The 15,037-nt window shown below is 47.7% G+C and carries 10 protein-coding genes; 2 read left to right on the top strand and 8 right to left on the bottom strand.

All coding sequences use genetic code 11. The annotated features are described in order from the left end of the window. Window positions 1-43: 43 nt before the first annotated feature. Window positions 44-1,006, top strand: a complete 963-nt coding sequence (locus SMSP2_RS01660) for an ROK family protein (RefSeq protein WP_146682295.1) — start codon at window positions 44-46, stop codon at window positions 1,004-1,006. Between the two features lie 33 nt (window positions 1,007-1,039). On the opposite strand, the gene SMSP2_RS01655 is transcribed toward SMSP2_RS01660, so the two are convergent. The 7 genes from SMSP2_RS01655 to SMSP2_RS01625 form a co-directional block, all read right to left on the bottom strand. After that, window positions 1,040-2,368, bottom strand: coding sequence for an MATE family efflux transporter (locus tag SMSP2_RS01655; RefSeq protein WP_146682294.1), 1,329 nt, complete (start codon window positions 2,366-2,368; stop codon window positions 1,040-1,042). A 95-nt stretch (window positions 2,369-2,463) separates the two neighbouring features. Beyond that, window positions 2,464-3,975: a signal peptidase I gene (gene lepB, locus SMSP2_RS14955; protein WP_222566384.1), complete on the bottom strand. Its 1,512-nt coding sequence runs from the start codon at window positions 3,973-3,975 to the stop codon at window positions 2,464-2,466. Beyond that, window positions 3,975-4,307, bottom strand: a complete 333-nt coding sequence (locus SMSP2_RS01645) for a hypothetical protein (protein ID WP_146682293.1) — start codon at window positions 4,305-4,307, stop codon at window positions 3,975-3,977. Before SMSP2_RS01645 ends, lepB begins: the two co-directional genes overlap by 1 nt. Window positions 4,308-4,698: 391 nt before the next feature. Next, window positions 4,699-5,445, bottom strand: coding sequence for a DUF2817 domain-containing protein (locus SMSP2_RS01640; protein WP_186804800.1), 747 nt, complete (start codon window positions 5,443-5,445; stop codon window positions 4,699-4,701). 2 nt (window positions 5,446-5,447) lie between these two features. Continuing rightward, window positions 5,448-7,397, bottom strand: a complete 1,950-nt coding sequence (locus SMSP2_RS01635; RefSeq protein WP_146682291.1) for a glycosyl hydrolase 2 galactose-binding domain-containing protein — start codon at window positions 7,395-7,397, stop codon at window positions 5,448-5,450. An 82-nt stretch (window positions 7,398-7,479) separates the two neighbouring features. Next, window positions 7,480-8,634, bottom strand: coding sequence for an LptF/LptG family permease (locus tag SMSP2_RS01630; protein ID WP_146682290.1), 1,155 nt, complete (start codon window positions 8,632-8,634; stop codon window positions 7,480-7,482). 28 nt (window positions 8,635-8,662) lie between these two features. Beyond that, window positions 8,663-10,243, bottom strand: coding sequence for an LptF/LptG family permease (locus SMSP2_RS01625; protein WP_146682289.1), 1,581 nt, complete (start codon window positions 10,241-10,243; stop codon window positions 8,663-8,665). A gap of 186 nt (window positions 10,244-10,429) precedes the next feature. Between SMSP2_RS01625 and SMSP2_RS01620 the strand changes: the two genes are divergently transcribed. Beyond that, on the top strand, window positions 10,430-12,883 hold the full coding sequence (locus SMSP2_RS01620; RefSeq protein WP_146682288.1) for an outer membrane protein assembly factor BamB family protein: 2,454 nt from the start codon (window positions 10,430-10,432) through the stop codon (window positions 12,881-12,883). 25 nt (window positions 12,884-12,908) lie between these two features. Here the strand turns inward: SMSP2_RS01620 and SMSP2_RS01615 are convergent, their stop codons facing one another. After that, window positions 12,909-15,014: a metallophosphoesterase family protein gene (locus SMSP2_RS01615; protein WP_146682287.1), complete on the bottom strand. Its 2,106-nt coding sequence runs from the start codon at window positions 15,012-15,014 to the stop codon at window positions 12,909-12,911. Window positions 15,015-15,037: the final 23 nt, after the last annotated feature.

The following is a 15,037-nucleotide window of genomic DNA, read 5'->3' as shown; positions in this document are numbered from 1 at the left end:
TCAGCGAAACAGAGAACTGACAGCAGAAAGCAGGAAACTGAAAATGCAATATTATTTTGGAATTGATTTTGGCGGAACGAAGGTTAAATTAGGTCTTTTTGATCAGGATGTCAACCTTCTTGAGGCAAGCTCTATCCCCTCGGGCGCGGAACGAGAACCGGATCTGATACTGCAGGACGTAGCAAACGCCTGCCAAGATCTCGCCGCGAAAAAAGGTCTTAAGCTCTCTGAGATAAAGGCGGCGGGCATGGGTTTGCCCGGGCCTGTTAATCTCAAAGAGGGCATGATCCTTAACCCGCCGAATCTGCCGACGCTTAGATACTATCCGGTACGCGACAAATTCTCGCAGATGCTGGGTATGCCGGTAACTCTGGAAAATGATGCCAACGCCGCCGCGTGGAGTGAACATGTAGCCGGAACAGCAAAAGACACTCCCGACTACGTCTTTCTCACACTGGGCACCGGAATCGGCGGCGGGGTTATCTGCAACAGCAAGCTGGTTCACGGCAGCCGCGACACCGGCGGCGAGCTGGGGCATATCGTGGTCTATCCCGGCGGCCGCAAATGCGCCTGCGGTCAATACGGCTGCATTGAGGCTTACGCGTCAGTAATAAACTCCACCAAATGGGCAAATGAGCTGCTCTCCGAGGGCAAAGATTCGTCTCTGCAAGCTATATTCAAAGAGAAAGGCGAGGTTTCCAGCATTGACATCTTCGATCATTGTGAAAACGGAGATTCATTCGCAACATACGTCGTAAACAGTATTTGTGAAGCGCTGGGCATATTATGCGTAACAATCCAGAACTTCACAAACCCTTCTAAAATAATCTTTGCCGGCGGCATGATCGGCTCGGGTGATACCCTCCTTGACAGGATCAAGTATTATTTCAGGTTACATGTATGGCCGGGCAGGGAAGACGAATGTGAGCTTTGTTTTGCTGCCGTTGGTAAACATGCAGGCATAATCGGAGCGGCCGCACTTGCAATTGAAGCGGAAAACAACTGATAATAAAATGGGCCTTTTTTCAAAGGCCCCTGCTCAGCTCAAGTCGGCCCGGGCGATTTTAGCCGCCAGAATTCCGGCAAGCATGTTCCCGACAGAAAGTCCTGCTGCAAGCCCGACAAATCCATAAATACGACCTCCGAGCCAGCTTAGCGGAATCAACAGCAGTGTAACCTTAAAGAAGTTTATCATGAGAACTTTACGTGTTTTGCCGATAGTGTTCAGCATCTGGCAGTTCCACATAACTGCGTGTACTCCCGCATGGCCAAACACACAAATCAGCAGATAAGCCTTTGTAAGGCGAATCACCTCAGTGTCGTCACTGAAAATTCCTGCCAGCGTCCTGGCAGTAAAAAAAAGAAATATGCAGCTTGCGATACAGTAATAGAACGCAAACCTGTTGCTCAGCTGTCTTGTTTCTTTTACGCGGCCGAGAAGCCTTGCACCGTAATTGTGTCCGGTGAATGGGCCCAGAGCGATTGAATACGCGATTGAAACAAGAAACATAACTCCTTCGATCCTTGTGCTCGAAGCCATAGCCGCCACAGCTTTGACCCCGCCAACTGAAGAAGCCAATCTTGTCAACACTCCAAAAAGCAGCGGGTTTATAGCCTGATTGATAGATGCCGGCACCCCCAGCTGGAGGATACGGTTCCACGACTTTAAAAGCTCACGTATGTGAGGTCTGCTCCAGTCTATCATTCGGGCGTGAAAGTGGAGAAAACTAAAGGTCAGAGAAGTCCCGATCAGCCTGGCGGCCAGTGTCGCCCAGACTGCCCCCCTTATTCCCATTGCCGGAATACCCAAAGGCTCAAACCCGAATATCAAAACGGGATCCAGGGCAATGTTAAACGCCGCGACAGTACTCATAACAATAAAGGGCCTGAACATATCACCTGTTGCGCGGAGGCAGCCGTCTATAACTGCGGGGAGAACCGCCAGTAAAGAGCCCAAAAACCATATCCGCATGTACTGGCAAACTAACTCAAGCTCCTCACCCTCTGCTCCGAGAACAATAAAAAGTTTTCGTGTAAACACAAAACCGATAAACCCTATCAGCAGCGTGCCCAGAACAGTGATAAAAAGACAATCAGCAACAGTACGCCGGGCAAGAGCACGGTCGCCCGCACCCAAGGCCCTTGTAACGATTGATGATGCGCCAACTGAAAACCCGATTGACAGCGCCCCGACAGCCATTACCACCGGAAACGTAAACCCCATCGCCGCCAGGGCACTTGTTCCAAGTCTGGAAACAAAATAGGTGTCAGTAAGGTTGAATGCCATTATGGCAAACATGCCTCCGATACTGGGAAAAGTGAGCCTTAAAAGATGCCCTTTGATATCGCCTTCTAAGAACCTGCTCATATCTCAGCAGTTCCGGGCAAAAAGGACGGTTGCAAATCCTTCAAAAACCAAAGCGGCTTCTTTATCTTGTGTGTCAGTCTGGCCGGCATGATATTTTATTCTTCAGCTTCAATTTCGGCATCATCAACCCCGCCATAGATAAATTTCATTTCGCTGACATTAGGCAGTATTGCGAATTTGCCCAACTTGCTGAATTTAGGGTTTAGATTATATTTGAAGCTGCCGGGCCAGTAAACGAAAAACGCTTTTCCTATCAGGTAGTCTCTGGGAACCACACCGGCCGGATATGTCTTGGCGTTATTGCCGATACCGGGGGCATCCCAATAGCGTGAATCAGAACTGGCGGGGCTGTTATCGCCGCATGCAAAAAATTCGTCTTCTCCAAGCGTATAAGGCCGGCCTTCCCCTGCTCGCAGTGTTTCATCATCAAAACCGGTGCCGTAATAATAGATATCCCGCATTATTCGAAGATTCTCAACCCGGAGCCTGCCGCTGCCGGCGACCTTGATCTGAGGCCTCAGCCTGCCGGGCTCTCCCATGGCGTGAGCCTCCCTGCCAAAATCGTATTCGAGTGTTTCAGGCCCAAAGCTGAATCGAAGAACGTGATCTAAATTCTCAAAACAGAAACGTACCGGCCTGTCGGTATCAAGTGGTTTGATAGTCTTTTCGGCTATAACATTTCGCTTTCCTGACGGTTCTTTTGCCGAAACAGTCATCGTGCCTGAAACATCGAGAGATGCAGTATATTCAGTGCCGTACTTGCTAAGCACAGCCTCGAACTCACCGCTCTGATCCGGAAAAGCCACATAAGCCTCAAGCATCATATCGGAAAAGAACGGAGCAACGTTGATCATATCATATCTGTTATATGAATAAAAAGCCCGCAGGTCACGTCCCTGCTTATAGTTATAATATAATTCATGCTTTTTTCCCTCTGTTTCATCAAGAGAAAATGAGCGGCCGTTTTCAATGTATCTCCAGTTTGAGCCTTCAGAATTCATCATAGGCGAGACCGGCTCACGGTTTTGGCTATAGGCGACAACCTCTGTCAGCCTGCTGTCGAAAACCGGCATCCAGAGCTCGTTTTGAACCTTAGCAGGTTTGCGGGTTATTTTGTCGTTAATATAGATATCACCGTCAATTATCTCGATTTTTTCCCCGGGCAGCCCTACAAGCCTCTTTATATAATTCAGATGCGGTTCAGTAGGATTCTTAAAGACAAAAACATCCCATCTGTCCGGGTCGTGAAAATAATAACTGCCTTTGAATACAAGGATTCTGTCACCATTGATTTTAGAGGCTACCGGCCTGGATGTTGTGCCGCAATTGGGGCAGATCGTTCCCGGGTCAAGCTGATAAAAACCCTCACGGTTAGCCCCTCTGCGATACCGCTCAGGTATAAAACCGTAGTCGAACTTCTCGCCGCAGCTCTGGCAGGCAACAGCAAACCTGTCGCCCCGAAGTGTCGGCGCCATACTGCCGGTAGGTATTTTGTAGGCTTCCAGCAGAAACGCCCTGTATGTAAAGGCCAGCGCCAAAGCGATAAGAAGCCATTCAAATGTTGAGCAGAGCGATTTCTCTTTGCTGGGACTCTGTTTATCGGACATTAGAAACTTTCCTCGTCTTCGTTGTCTTCCCAATCGTCGTTTTCATTGAATTCTATGTCGTAATTCTCGTCGGTTCCGTACTTCCAGCTGTCAGTTTCCTCAATGTCGTCGATCTCCCGCTCCATAAACTTAATGAGTTTGTCCTGGATCGGGGCAAGTTTCTGCTGGCTTCGCAGGAGCATGTTCATATTGGCTATAAGATGGTCTGTTTTCATCAGTTGCCACTTTGTCAGACACTCCGGTTCTTTAATGTTGACGAACGGGTTGCAGCGGAATACTATGCCCTTGCCCTCTTTGAAATCACAGAGCTCGCAATCTTTGCATTGTATCATTTTAGTATGTCCTGTTATTAAAAAACTTTTTTATATACTTGATTTATGCGTATAATAACATATAGTTCAAGTCTTTTAAAGTATAAATGATAGTTTCTTAATTATTCGGAGAAAATAAATGGCTAAACCAAGACGCAGAAGGAAAGTCGGAAGCAAAAAGAGAAAAGCCCGCTGGAAAGTACGGCATAAGATAGGCTAATTCCAGTACTTATATAATCTGCAAGGCAAAACCGCTCACCGGAATACCATTTTCTGGTGCGCGGTTTTTTTCTGTCCAGTGCATCTGTCTTTATTTTTGCGGCTGCAAATCTGTGCAGTTCCACATCTTCAAAAACTGTTGACTTACATATCTCTTTTCTAAATAATTACTTACAGAAGCAGCCTAAAGAGTTTAATCAAGGGGTGCCAGCATCATTTCTTTATACCTTTGCCAGAGCTGCCCGTCACTGAGCTTTGAATCAGCTTCGCTGAATTCAACGCAAATAATCGGTATTCCAAGCGTCTCCCCTGCCCATGCGCCGAGAGAGCCCGGGCGGGCTCCAAGTTTCTTAACTTCCAGCGGGCAGACCGCAGCCATCTGTTCTGCGAGCTGTTTCCCCGGCCCGTCATAATCAATACAATCAAGAGCTTCATGGAGAACTATAATCTTTTCCGGTTTTTCATCGAGTATAAGCTCATATATAAACCGTGACTCTGGCTGATTTACAGGCTCCAAACCGTTTACCTTGCTGACCTGCCGGTTCTCTGCGGGATAGTTTCGATTCAGGTCAACTCCGTTGATGTTGTATCTGGTATTCGCGGCGGTACCATCGGGATTGAACACAGGGATTATTATAACCCTTTTTCCGCTGATATCGATAGAAGAATCAGCAATACCTTCTGCCAGATCCCAGCAAAGGCTGATACCGGTCTTTTCATTGCCGTGTATCCCGCCGATATACAGAACCAGCGGAGCCGACGGATCACCGGCATCGAGCCTGCAAATCTGACGTTCTTCCACAGAACAGGCGGGAAAACTGTAGCCGGGCAGGCTGACAGGGCATCTCTTAGGCACTGTATTCGAAGGAGTATTACAGCCGGAGCAGAAGAATGCACAAGCTGTGACAATACAAATTATAAATGTAAAAAATCGTTTCAATTTTATGTATCCTGTTGTTCTTTGAATATTTTTTTCAGCTCAAGAGCAGCTTGTTTTGGCTGTCCTTCAAAATCAATCAATGACGTGTTGGCCGAACATGGCCAGGAATCATGGCCCATCCATATTATAATGCCGCCGCACTCGGGGAACCGGCGTTTACATTCAGATACGGCGATAGAGAGCAGCTTGGCCTGCCTGCTCTGTCCCCATGCTGCGTACTCTTCAAGTTTTGCGGGTTTTCTGCCCATTTCACGTTCGAAAATATCGCCCTCAAACCACCAGTCATAATCGCCCCATAGCGGATTTTCAACTGAAAACGGCTCGGGCTTCTGCTCGCCGAGGTACCTGCGTATCAAAGACGCATCACTCGGGCCCGGGCATCCCGTTTCTGACCTGAAAAGTGAATCATCATGGCTCCAGTAGCTTTTCCATTTTTCCAGGTCCATTTCATTAGCCTTCCACGGGCCGTGTACGTCCCAGTGAAGTCCCTGGCCAAATTCGCTCTCAAGAGCAAAAAATCTCGGCCCCAGCGAAGATGTCGCGATAAACCTGCGGATTGGATCCATATCTCTGCAAACTCGTCCCATCCTGCCAAGCATCCTGTCCGATTCGTCAAGCGGTATTCCGTTAATCGTGCCGTGCGGGCCCTTTTTCTGCAGCTCATTGCCGCCGCACCACATAAGAAGGCTGACATAACTGCTTCGGCGGCGAACATACGAACGCACGGTCCGGCACATCAGTTCTATTGTTTCATCGTCATCGGGTGTTTTGTTGTCCACACCTGAGGAAGAGAGCGGAAACTCCTGCCAGACCATAATCCCGTATTCATCACACAGCTCGTAGAAATCGCGTGACTCGAGGAATCCGCCGCCCCACACTCTAAATATATTGAAACCCAGGTCGGCATAGAGCTTTATACGCTGCTGATAATCTTTTCTTTCAAGGTCGGCGAAGTTGGGCCGTATCGGCGTCCAGTTGGCACCCTGGAGAAAAATATCTTTGCCGTTTACGCAGCACAGCCAGGGATCAGAATCTTTTGGTGCGTCCCGGCACTGTTTCCACTGAATATTCTTAAAGCCGATTTTCTGTGATGCCTGCCACAGCAGCTTTCCATCAGGAGCGAGAGCTTTTATTTCCAGCTGGTAGAGCTTCTGGTCTCCGCAGCCGTTAGGATGCCAGGGCTCAACTTCGAGCTCGTCAATTATGTATTCATCACAGCCGAAGTCTATCTCGATTGTGGAGGAATGAACACCTCCGTCGATTTCAACCTCAACGACGGCCGAATAAAGCCCGCTCAGCTCAGGGCAGATAAAAAGGCTGCCCTCTCTTGTCTCAAGGTCATAGTCGGTATAAAAAAACGCGTCGAAGCGTCCTTCATCCGGGCGGCTTTCAAGCCAGGCACCGCCGTAAACGCCTATCTGCATCAGCCGTTTGCTCCAGTCCCAGCCGTAGTTGAAACGCGCCTTCAGGTCTCGTATCTGCGAAGTCCTTCCGAACTGCCCCAGCCACCTCGGACTGCATTCAAAAACCATTGCAAGCTGATTGTCGCCATCTTCCAAAGCGTCTGTAATATCAATACTGTGCCGGACGAAACCGTTTGCAAAGTGATGCACGCACTTGCCGTTGACAAATATGCGGCCCTGGCCGTCAAGGCCTTCAAAAACAAGACTGTGCCGCAAGCCCCCGGGAGTTTTATCTGCCGGCAGTGTCGCGTTATAAACCCAGTGTCTGTTTTCTATCCACTCTATATTGCGGCAATTGTGCCCAACTTCCCAGTTCTCTATCAGACCTGCATCGTGAAGGCTTCGCTGCACAGAACCTGGGATTTTGGCAGGCACAGGTCCAATCTCAGGCTGAAGAGCTATACCGATTTCAGCACTTTTCTCAAGTTCCCACTCAAACGGCTCAAAACCGCTCAAATGCCATCCTAAATCTGAAATGTCGTATCGCATATTATCTTCCTTTAAAAACCGCAATTCTAAAAGTATCTCAAATAGCACTATCGGGCTGGATACTTGTATCTCTCACTGAAAACTATGTTTTCATAGAGTCATACATAAAAGCCGCAACAGGCAAAAATACCACCACCGGCAGCCATGCCCACAAGTTCGGCCTTACCTTTTCAAAAACCTGCTCGGTTCCGAACATTTTACATACAAACGTAAATATAAGACAGCCCACCGTTATGCCAAAGCTGACCATAATAGCAGACTTCATTTGCTTGTTATCACGGCAGGTAAGAACCGTCAGCGAAATGACAAGCATAATCAGATTGATTATCGGGTCTGTCATCCGTGTATTCCGCTCCAGCAGCATCCTTGCCCGGTCATGGCTTCGGGGAGTGGTTTTGGAAAACTCTCGAAGCTGAGAAAAACTAAGCAAAGTAACTGACTGCTGTTTCCTCCGAACCGGTATGATTTCGGGTGTCAGATCGGTCTTATACGAAAGCACAACCCTGTGAGCGGGGATATCTTCAGTGCTGGCATAAGGAATTATATTCTGTAGGTCGCCGCCGGGCGTTGTATCAACAGTTCCGTCTGGATTTTCTGTTTCTGTGTAAAGCTCCCAGACATCTTTTACAGGGTTATATACCGCCCTGTCAGCCCTGATCCAGCCTATCGTCTGCCACAACCCCTCATCAGTCGGCTTTCGCAGAATGATAGACGCTCCTGTCATCGTCTGGGCGCCTTCGCTATATTGAGACGCATTGATTATTGAGCCGTTCTTGTCAATCAGACATGAAACACTGTAGTTCTGCTGTCCGGGCAACTCATCATGGTCACGAACAATACTGCCGGCAAGCGAAGGAATGATATATTCCTGGTCAACTATCAACAGACCTGAAAGTAATGCCGAGAAAAAGATTATCGGCATGATAACCCGCTTGAGGCTGATACCCGATGCCATCATCGCTACAAGCTCATTCTTTTTGGTCATTCGGCCAAGAGCGAAAACTGCCGCGACAACATTGATCGGACCGGCAAAATCGCGGAAATAGACACTGCTCTGAATCATGTAAAAATTACAGATGTTAGCCATAACCTGAACAACGCCGAGCTCTGAGTGTTTGCTGAACTCGTCAAGATTGATAAACATATCAATTATGATTCGCAGCCCCATAAGCACGAAAAACGCTATAAGGTACCCCGTGAGGAAGTTTCTAACTATGTATCTATCTAATGTCCGCATATAATCTACAGAAATATTTTACTAACTTCTATGCATGATTTATTCTTCTATAAACCAGCCCCGATATAAGCATCAATACACCGAGACCTGCCCACATCAGGTAAATTCCGTTGTATGAGAAACTCTCGGCACCGCTGGGTACATTTTTAGTTATATTTTCTCCCGCGGCTATAACTACGATAAGGAATCCTGCCGGTATTGAGCTCAAACCAAACGCTGTTAATACGTGGCCGCCCTTGTATATTATACCAAGTGCCATACCGGTAATCACAAGGCTGATACAGCCAATCGCAAATACAATGCGAAAATGTATTTCAGCGTGGATATTGGCATAAACATCCACTATTTTGTCCTTTACCCTTGTATGCAGGGTTTTAAGCTCCTCGGTTGGCTCATCGGGATGTTCGTTCATAACTGTATGGAGAATGTTTTCTTCACTGAACAGATCTTCCAGCTCGGCCGGCATGGAAATCCCGCGCATATTGTGGTCTGCTGCGAGACCTTCTATGCCGTCGGGACTCTTCCAGACAGCACTGGGCATACTCAAAACCCAGCTTCTATCAGCATCAAGACGTAGAAAAGCCTCCCGGCCGGCCCAGGTCTTTATCATCCTCTCGGCCAGCAGTTTATCGTATTCGACAGTCTTGACCTCGCCCAGAAGTCTGATTGTACTCTTGTTTTGAGCTTCTGCGCCGCCGCAATGAACCACAAGCCTGCGGGCGGGAGTAAAGAGCTCGAATCTGCCGTTATCGGATAATGAACGGGAAATGTATTCTGAAAAAAGCTCCGCAGAAAGCTGGTCAGACACTTCAAGCACTTTCTCGCGGACAGGGTTAAAAAGGTAAGGATTGTCTTTCACTTCCGTGAGCTCATCATATTTAAGAAATTTCACTTTCTCGCCTAATAAAGAGCCAAATCTGCCCATAACGGGCAATCTTCTGGAATAACCCTGGGTTTTGCCGTCAATGTAATAGGCATCATGAGCAACAGCGACTATATTGTTGTAATGGCGGTGCGTATCAATCTCAACCTGGGCCTCGGGTGTTGTTACAAGCCAGCCGCTCTTATTTTTACGCTGTTCCAGGATATTCACCCCAAGAAGACGGTTTTCCTCCGGCAGTACAACATCTGACATAATCTTGAATCTGCCGTTTTTGTTCTCGTAATAACCGTTTCTTTCAAGGCTTCGAAAGATTATCTCCCTGGCGTTAGCCTGTATGCTTCTCTCGGCTTTGTCTATATAAACAGGAGAGATATAAAAATTAAGCAGCAGATTGCATACAGCAACAAAGACCGCCAGCACCAGACCGGGCATTGCCAGAGAATGAGGGCTGATACCCGATGCACGGCATGCGTCAAACTCGTTGTCACTGGCAAAGCGGCCGTAGGTTATACTCGCGGCGAATACCGCCGCGATAGGCATTACAAAAGAGAGCATCACCGGCGAAAAATACCAAAGCAGTTTGAAAACCTGTTCAGGGGCGACGCCGTATTTTTGGATTGGGCGCAACATCTGGCTGATACTGAAGATAAGTGTCATCGACAGTGTCGTAAGTATAAAGACCTTAAAGAGGTCCCTGAAAATATACCTGTGTATAATCCGCGTCATGCAGGCATTTTAGCAGAAAGGCACAAAATCTCAAATCTCAAATTTCAAAGTATGTCAAATACTCCCCCGGTACCGGCAAAACAAAGTAGAGGGTTTAACTGTACTTTAATAATAGTATTTGACAATTCCTATTAGTATTGTATAATAAATTTTAAATATCAGTAAAAAAATATAAAGGATTTGCTTATGAAAAATACCCTGTCTGCTGGAAAATCAGCGTTTTTAGCCGTTCTTCTATTGTGCGTTTGCGGTTTATCATTTGCCGCTGACTGGCCGCACTGGCGCGGGCCCGATTACAACGGAATATCACATGAATCCGAGTGGAGCCCAGAAAAAATAAAAGAAGACGCCGCCCCCCTTTGGAAAGCAAACATCGGCACAGGTTTTTCCACTATATCGGTCTCCCGGGGAAAAGCCTACACTTTCGGAAACACCGGCTCAAAAGATATTGACGAATCCGAGCATAAAGACGTTGTGTTCTGTTTTGACGCGGCTACAGGCAAACAGATATGGACATACAGCTACCCCGAACCCCTGGATCCCAAATATTACGAAGGCGGCACATCTGCTACTCCAACAGTATCTGATGACAGGGTTTACACACTGAGTAAAACCGGAGATGCCCTTTGTCTTGAAGCCGACACCGGAAAACTTATCTGGCAAACTAATATTCTTGAAGTAACCGGTGCCGAAAATACAACCTGGGGCCTGGCAGGCTCACCATTGATTGTTGGCAGCATGGCCGTTTATAATGTCGGCTACCAGGCAACTGCTCTGGATAAAGCAAACGGCAAACTGCTCTGGTCGCCCAGTGACAAACCCGGCGGATATGCAACCGCTGTTATGAGTAAACTCAACGGAAAAGAGCAGTTAGTAAACTTTGGTTTCGACAACGTTGCGGGCCTTGAAACTGCTTACGGCGAGATAATCTGGACATATCCGTGGAAAACCAGACATGATGTGAACGCGGCAGACCCGATAATCACGGGCGATAGAGTTTTTATTTCTTCCGGCTACGGAACTGGCTGTGCCCTGCTGAAAGTAGAGGGCGAAAAAGCATCTAAACTTTGGCAAAATAGAAACATGCGTAACAAAATGAACCCTTCGGTTTTATATGAGGGGCATATTTACGGTGTTGACGAAGGCGGCGAGCTCCGCTGTATCAACCTGGAAACAGGGGAAATTATCTGGGCCCAGGGCGGCTTCGGCATGGGCAGCCTGATGATTGCTGACGGCAAACTTATTGTACTGGGAGAAAAAGGCAACCTCGTTATCGCCGAGGCTTCTGCTGACGGTTTCAAACAGATATCTGGAGCTCAAATTCTCTCCGGCAGCCGATGCTGGAGTGTTCCGGTTCTGGCAAACGGAAGGATATACGCCCGCAACGCCGGCGGCGAGATGGTCTGCCTGGACGTGGCGGCAGATGAAAAAGACTCCCCCGCTGCTTCGTCAGCGGCTGAAACTACAGATAAACCCGACTGGCCGCAATGGAGAGGCCATAACCGCGACGGTATATCCAAAGAAACGGGCCTGATGAAAAAATGGCCCGAAAGCGGCCCCGAAATAATCTGGTCGGCTAAAGGTCTGGGCAAGGGCTATTCTACGGTATCAATTGCTGAAGGATTGATATACACAACCGGAATGATAGGCAAAAGAGGCGTGCTCTTCGCCTTTGATATGGACGGAAAACTCGCCTGGAAAAGAAATTACGGGCCCGAATGGGACAGGTCATACGAGAGCAGCCGCTCAACCCCAACAGTCAATGACGGCAATGTTTATGTTATAAGCGGCAAGGGTTCTATTGCATGTTTTGAAGCAGCCAAAGGAGAACCTCTCTGGGCAAAGAATGTATTTCAGGATTTCGAAGGAGAATACGGCAACTGGGGCATTGCAGAGTCGCCGCTGATCGTTGACGATAAGGTTATTGTTACCCCCGGCGGCAAAAAGGCTTCCGTTGTAGCGCTGGACAAAAAGACCGGCAGAGTAATCTGGGCAAGCAAATCAATTGATGAGAAAAGCGCTTACTGCTCGCCTATACTTGTGGAACGCGGCGGCAGAAAAGTCATCATTACAATGCTTGAGTCACTTGTCGGTATTGATGCATCTAACGGCGAAATTCTCTGGAAACATAAACACGGGAAGAAAGATATAAACCCCATTACGCCCGTATATTCAGATTCAATGGTCTATGCCACCAGCGGCTATGATGACGGCGGAGTAATGGTTGAACTTAATGATGACGGCAGCAGCATAAAGGTCAAATGGGAAGACGAAACGCTCGACACTCATCACGGCGGAGTTGTTCTCGTAGATGGCTACATTTACGGTTCAAGCTGGCGCGGCAATTCAAACGGCAACTGGGTATGCCTCGAATGGGACAGCGGCAAGGTAATGTATGACCATTCATGGATCGGCAAAGGCTGTTTGACATATGCTGACGGAATGCTATACTGCTACGAAGAAAAAGAAGGAACAGTAGCTCTTGTAAAAGCAGGCCCGGATAAATTTGAAGTCGTCAGCTCATTTAAGGTAACTATGGGCGAAGATCACCATTGGGCACATCCGGTCATCTGCGGCGGCAGACTTTACATACGCCACGGCGATGTTCTTATGGTATATAACATTAGCGAAGGCCTATAGATGCCCACAAGCGGCAATCCGAATGCTATAAAATAACATCTATTGTTTCGCCCTTTTTAACGGTTATCTCAATTATACCGTTTTTATAAGAGAAACCTTCAGAGGCAGACACAGAAGCCGGCTTATTATCGCTGCGAACAAAAACAATTGGTTTAATGCCTGGATAACACTCTTCTATTTTTACTTTCAGGTTTTTGCTGCCCCTGTCAACCGGGTAAATCCTGGCTTTTGTTATTCCGCGGAGCCTGCTCACAAACGGTTCGTCAGTAGCCGCCATTGGAGCAAATAAAATTTCTTTTTCATGACTCCACTGATTTCTCAGTCCGTCAATCTGTATATACTCTCCCATATCTGCCGCGGCTGCGTTACGCAGCTGCCAGTCAAGATGGTCATACTTAATAAGCCAGCTTAGCCGTCTGTTGCCGCCGGCACTGAGCTGATATGTCTGCTGTGATTTATTCTTGAGCAATGGAATATCAAACTCGGCCAACTCACCCTGCTTCAAAGTTCCTTTACGGGAATATCTTCTGCCGTCAATAATAACTGCCGGATCGACGGTAGCCCCATGAGCACCTTTAAAACGAAGTTCAAAAGACTTAACTTTCACTTCGCTTGTCATATCGGTAAAAATACACTGCACTATGAAGTTGAGTATATTATGCTCATCCGGATCATCATATATAGTAACAGCCTTTGTCGGTTTAGAGGCTATGCCGCTGTAAACCACTTTCTGCTTACCGGCCTTTATATCGTAAAGCGGAGCGTGTTTTGATTCCAGATATTTTCCCGTTCGGTCAAAATACATAAACTCTATGTCAAGTTTTGGCCCTTGCCCGCTTCCTTCAAGCTCAAGCGTAACCTCGTATTCCTGATCGGGTGGACAGCGGTAGTAACTGCACATGCCTGCACCGTAATGAGGAGCAGTAACACGTATATCCTTACCGTCACTGCGTTTAAAAAGCGTAATGCCCGGATCGTCCCATCGCCACAGCTTTTGAGGGTCCCGAACGATAAAACCAAACAGCTGCATGTGAGTATTACTGGGCCGACACTGATAATAACTCAGCGTTGTATCTTCATTTATTATTTCGTCGTCGGCTCCGGTAATGTACAGTTTGGCCGACTCAGATTTCGAGGTATAGTGATTAACCATCGGGATACGCTCGGTATCTCTTGCGCCGCCGGTACCAAAACTGTATGCCATCGGTTTTGCCGGATCCAGAGATGTCTTTGCCTTCATCCTGCCTGCGAGCTGAGGCCCGTCGTCCGGCCCAAGGAAGCGTTTAAACTGTGCACTGTAACATTTTACATCAAGGAGGTTGTTTGATAGCTCAAAATAGATCCCTCCGATTCCATATTGGCCATTGCTGGGGTCAAAACCGCCAATCCGGCCGTTGGAAACATACATACAGTTGTCCTTTTGAACAATCTGATAATTATGGTTATGACCGTGCATCCAGGCTATAATATTCGGGTTGGCCTTTATAATATCATACAGCTCTGCGCTGTTGACAAGACCGCGATAGCCCTCTTCGTCAGGAGTCGTGGTTCCGCTTATATTATTGTGCGAGAGCAAAATAACCGTCTTGTCACGATTCACCTCAAGGTCGAGCTTAAGCCACTCAATAGTTTCCTTGTTGACATAGACAGCCATCATAAGCTCTGGTACAGAAACAAAATGTATGCCCTTTATATCAAAGCTGTAATACGGGCGGCACGGAAGGCTTCCAAGCCGATTGCACCTCCACTCAGGGTCCCCTTCTCTCCAGCCCATAATTTCATGATTGCCCGGCACATAAAGCATCGGCAACGAACCAGTCTCACCTGATATGATATCAGTCCAGTCTCCTGCGGATTTACCCCTGACATCTCCTTTTAGATTGCCGTGGTAGGCATCGCCGGTGTCAATCATCAAGTCCAGTTTCCCAAATGTGGAGACGATATTCCTCATTGCCTCCCGCTGCTCGCTGATTCGCGGCTGATCACCACCGTCCCAGCCAAAATGAGCGTCTGAAACAATAAAACCCCGCAAAACGTCACTTTGTTTGCCTGCCATGGCCCAGGCTCCTGACGGCAGTAATGCCGCGGCCATACCGGCCCCATAGACTTTCATAAAGCAGCGTCTGTCCATATTGACCTTCCTTAATTTAATAT

Source organism: Limihaloglobus sulfuriphilus, from assembly GCF_001999965.1.
In the GTDB taxonomy this organism is placed as follows: Bacteria; Planctomycetota; Phycisphaerae; order Sedimentisphaerales; family Sedimentisphaeraceae; genus Limihaloglobus; species Limihaloglobus sulfuriphilus.
The sequence above is the reverse complement of the archived record's forward strand: the minus strand, read 5'-3'. Positions and strand labels throughout refer to the sequence as shown.

What these genes read in the sequence shown, in the direction of transcription:
- SMSP2_RS01660 (WP_146682295.1), top strand. Translation starts at nt 44, where the DNA reads ATGCAATATTATTTTGGAATTGATTTTGGCGGAACGAAGGTTAAATTA.
- SMSP2_RS01655 (WP_146682294.1), bottom strand. Translation starts at nt 2,368, where the DNA reads ATGAGCAGGTTCTTAGAAGGCGATATCAAAGGGCATCTTTTAAGGCTC.
- lepB (WP_222566384.1), bottom strand. Translation starts at nt 3,975, where the DNA reads ATGTCCGATAAACAGAGTCCCAGCAAAGAGAAATCGCTCTGCTCAACA.
- SMSP2_RS01645 (WP_146682293.1), bottom strand. Translation starts at nt 4,307, where the DNA reads ATGATACAATGCAAAGATTGCGAGCTCTGTGATTTCAAAGAGGGCAAG.
- SMSP2_RS01635 (WP_146682291.1), bottom strand. Translation starts at nt 7,397, where the DNA reads ATGCGATACGACATTTCAGATTTAGGATGGCATTTGAGCGGTTTTGAG.
- SMSP2_RS01630 (WP_146682290.1), bottom strand. Translation starts at nt 8,634, where the DNA reads ATGCGGACATTAGATAGATACATAGTTAGAAACTTCCTCACGGGGTAC.
- SMSP2_RS01625 (WP_146682289.1), bottom strand. Translation starts at nt 10,243, where the DNA reads ATGACGCGGATTATACACAGGTATATTTTCAGGGACCTCTTTAAGGTC.
- SMSP2_RS01620 (WP_146682288.1), top strand. Translation starts at nt 10,430, where the DNA reads ATGAAAAATACCCTGTCTGCTGGAAAATCAGCGTTTTTAGCCGTTCTT.
- SMSP2_RS01615 (WP_146682287.1), bottom strand. Translation starts at nt 15,014, where the DNA reads ATGGACAGACGCTGCTTTATGAAAGTCTATGGGGCCGGTATGGCCGCG.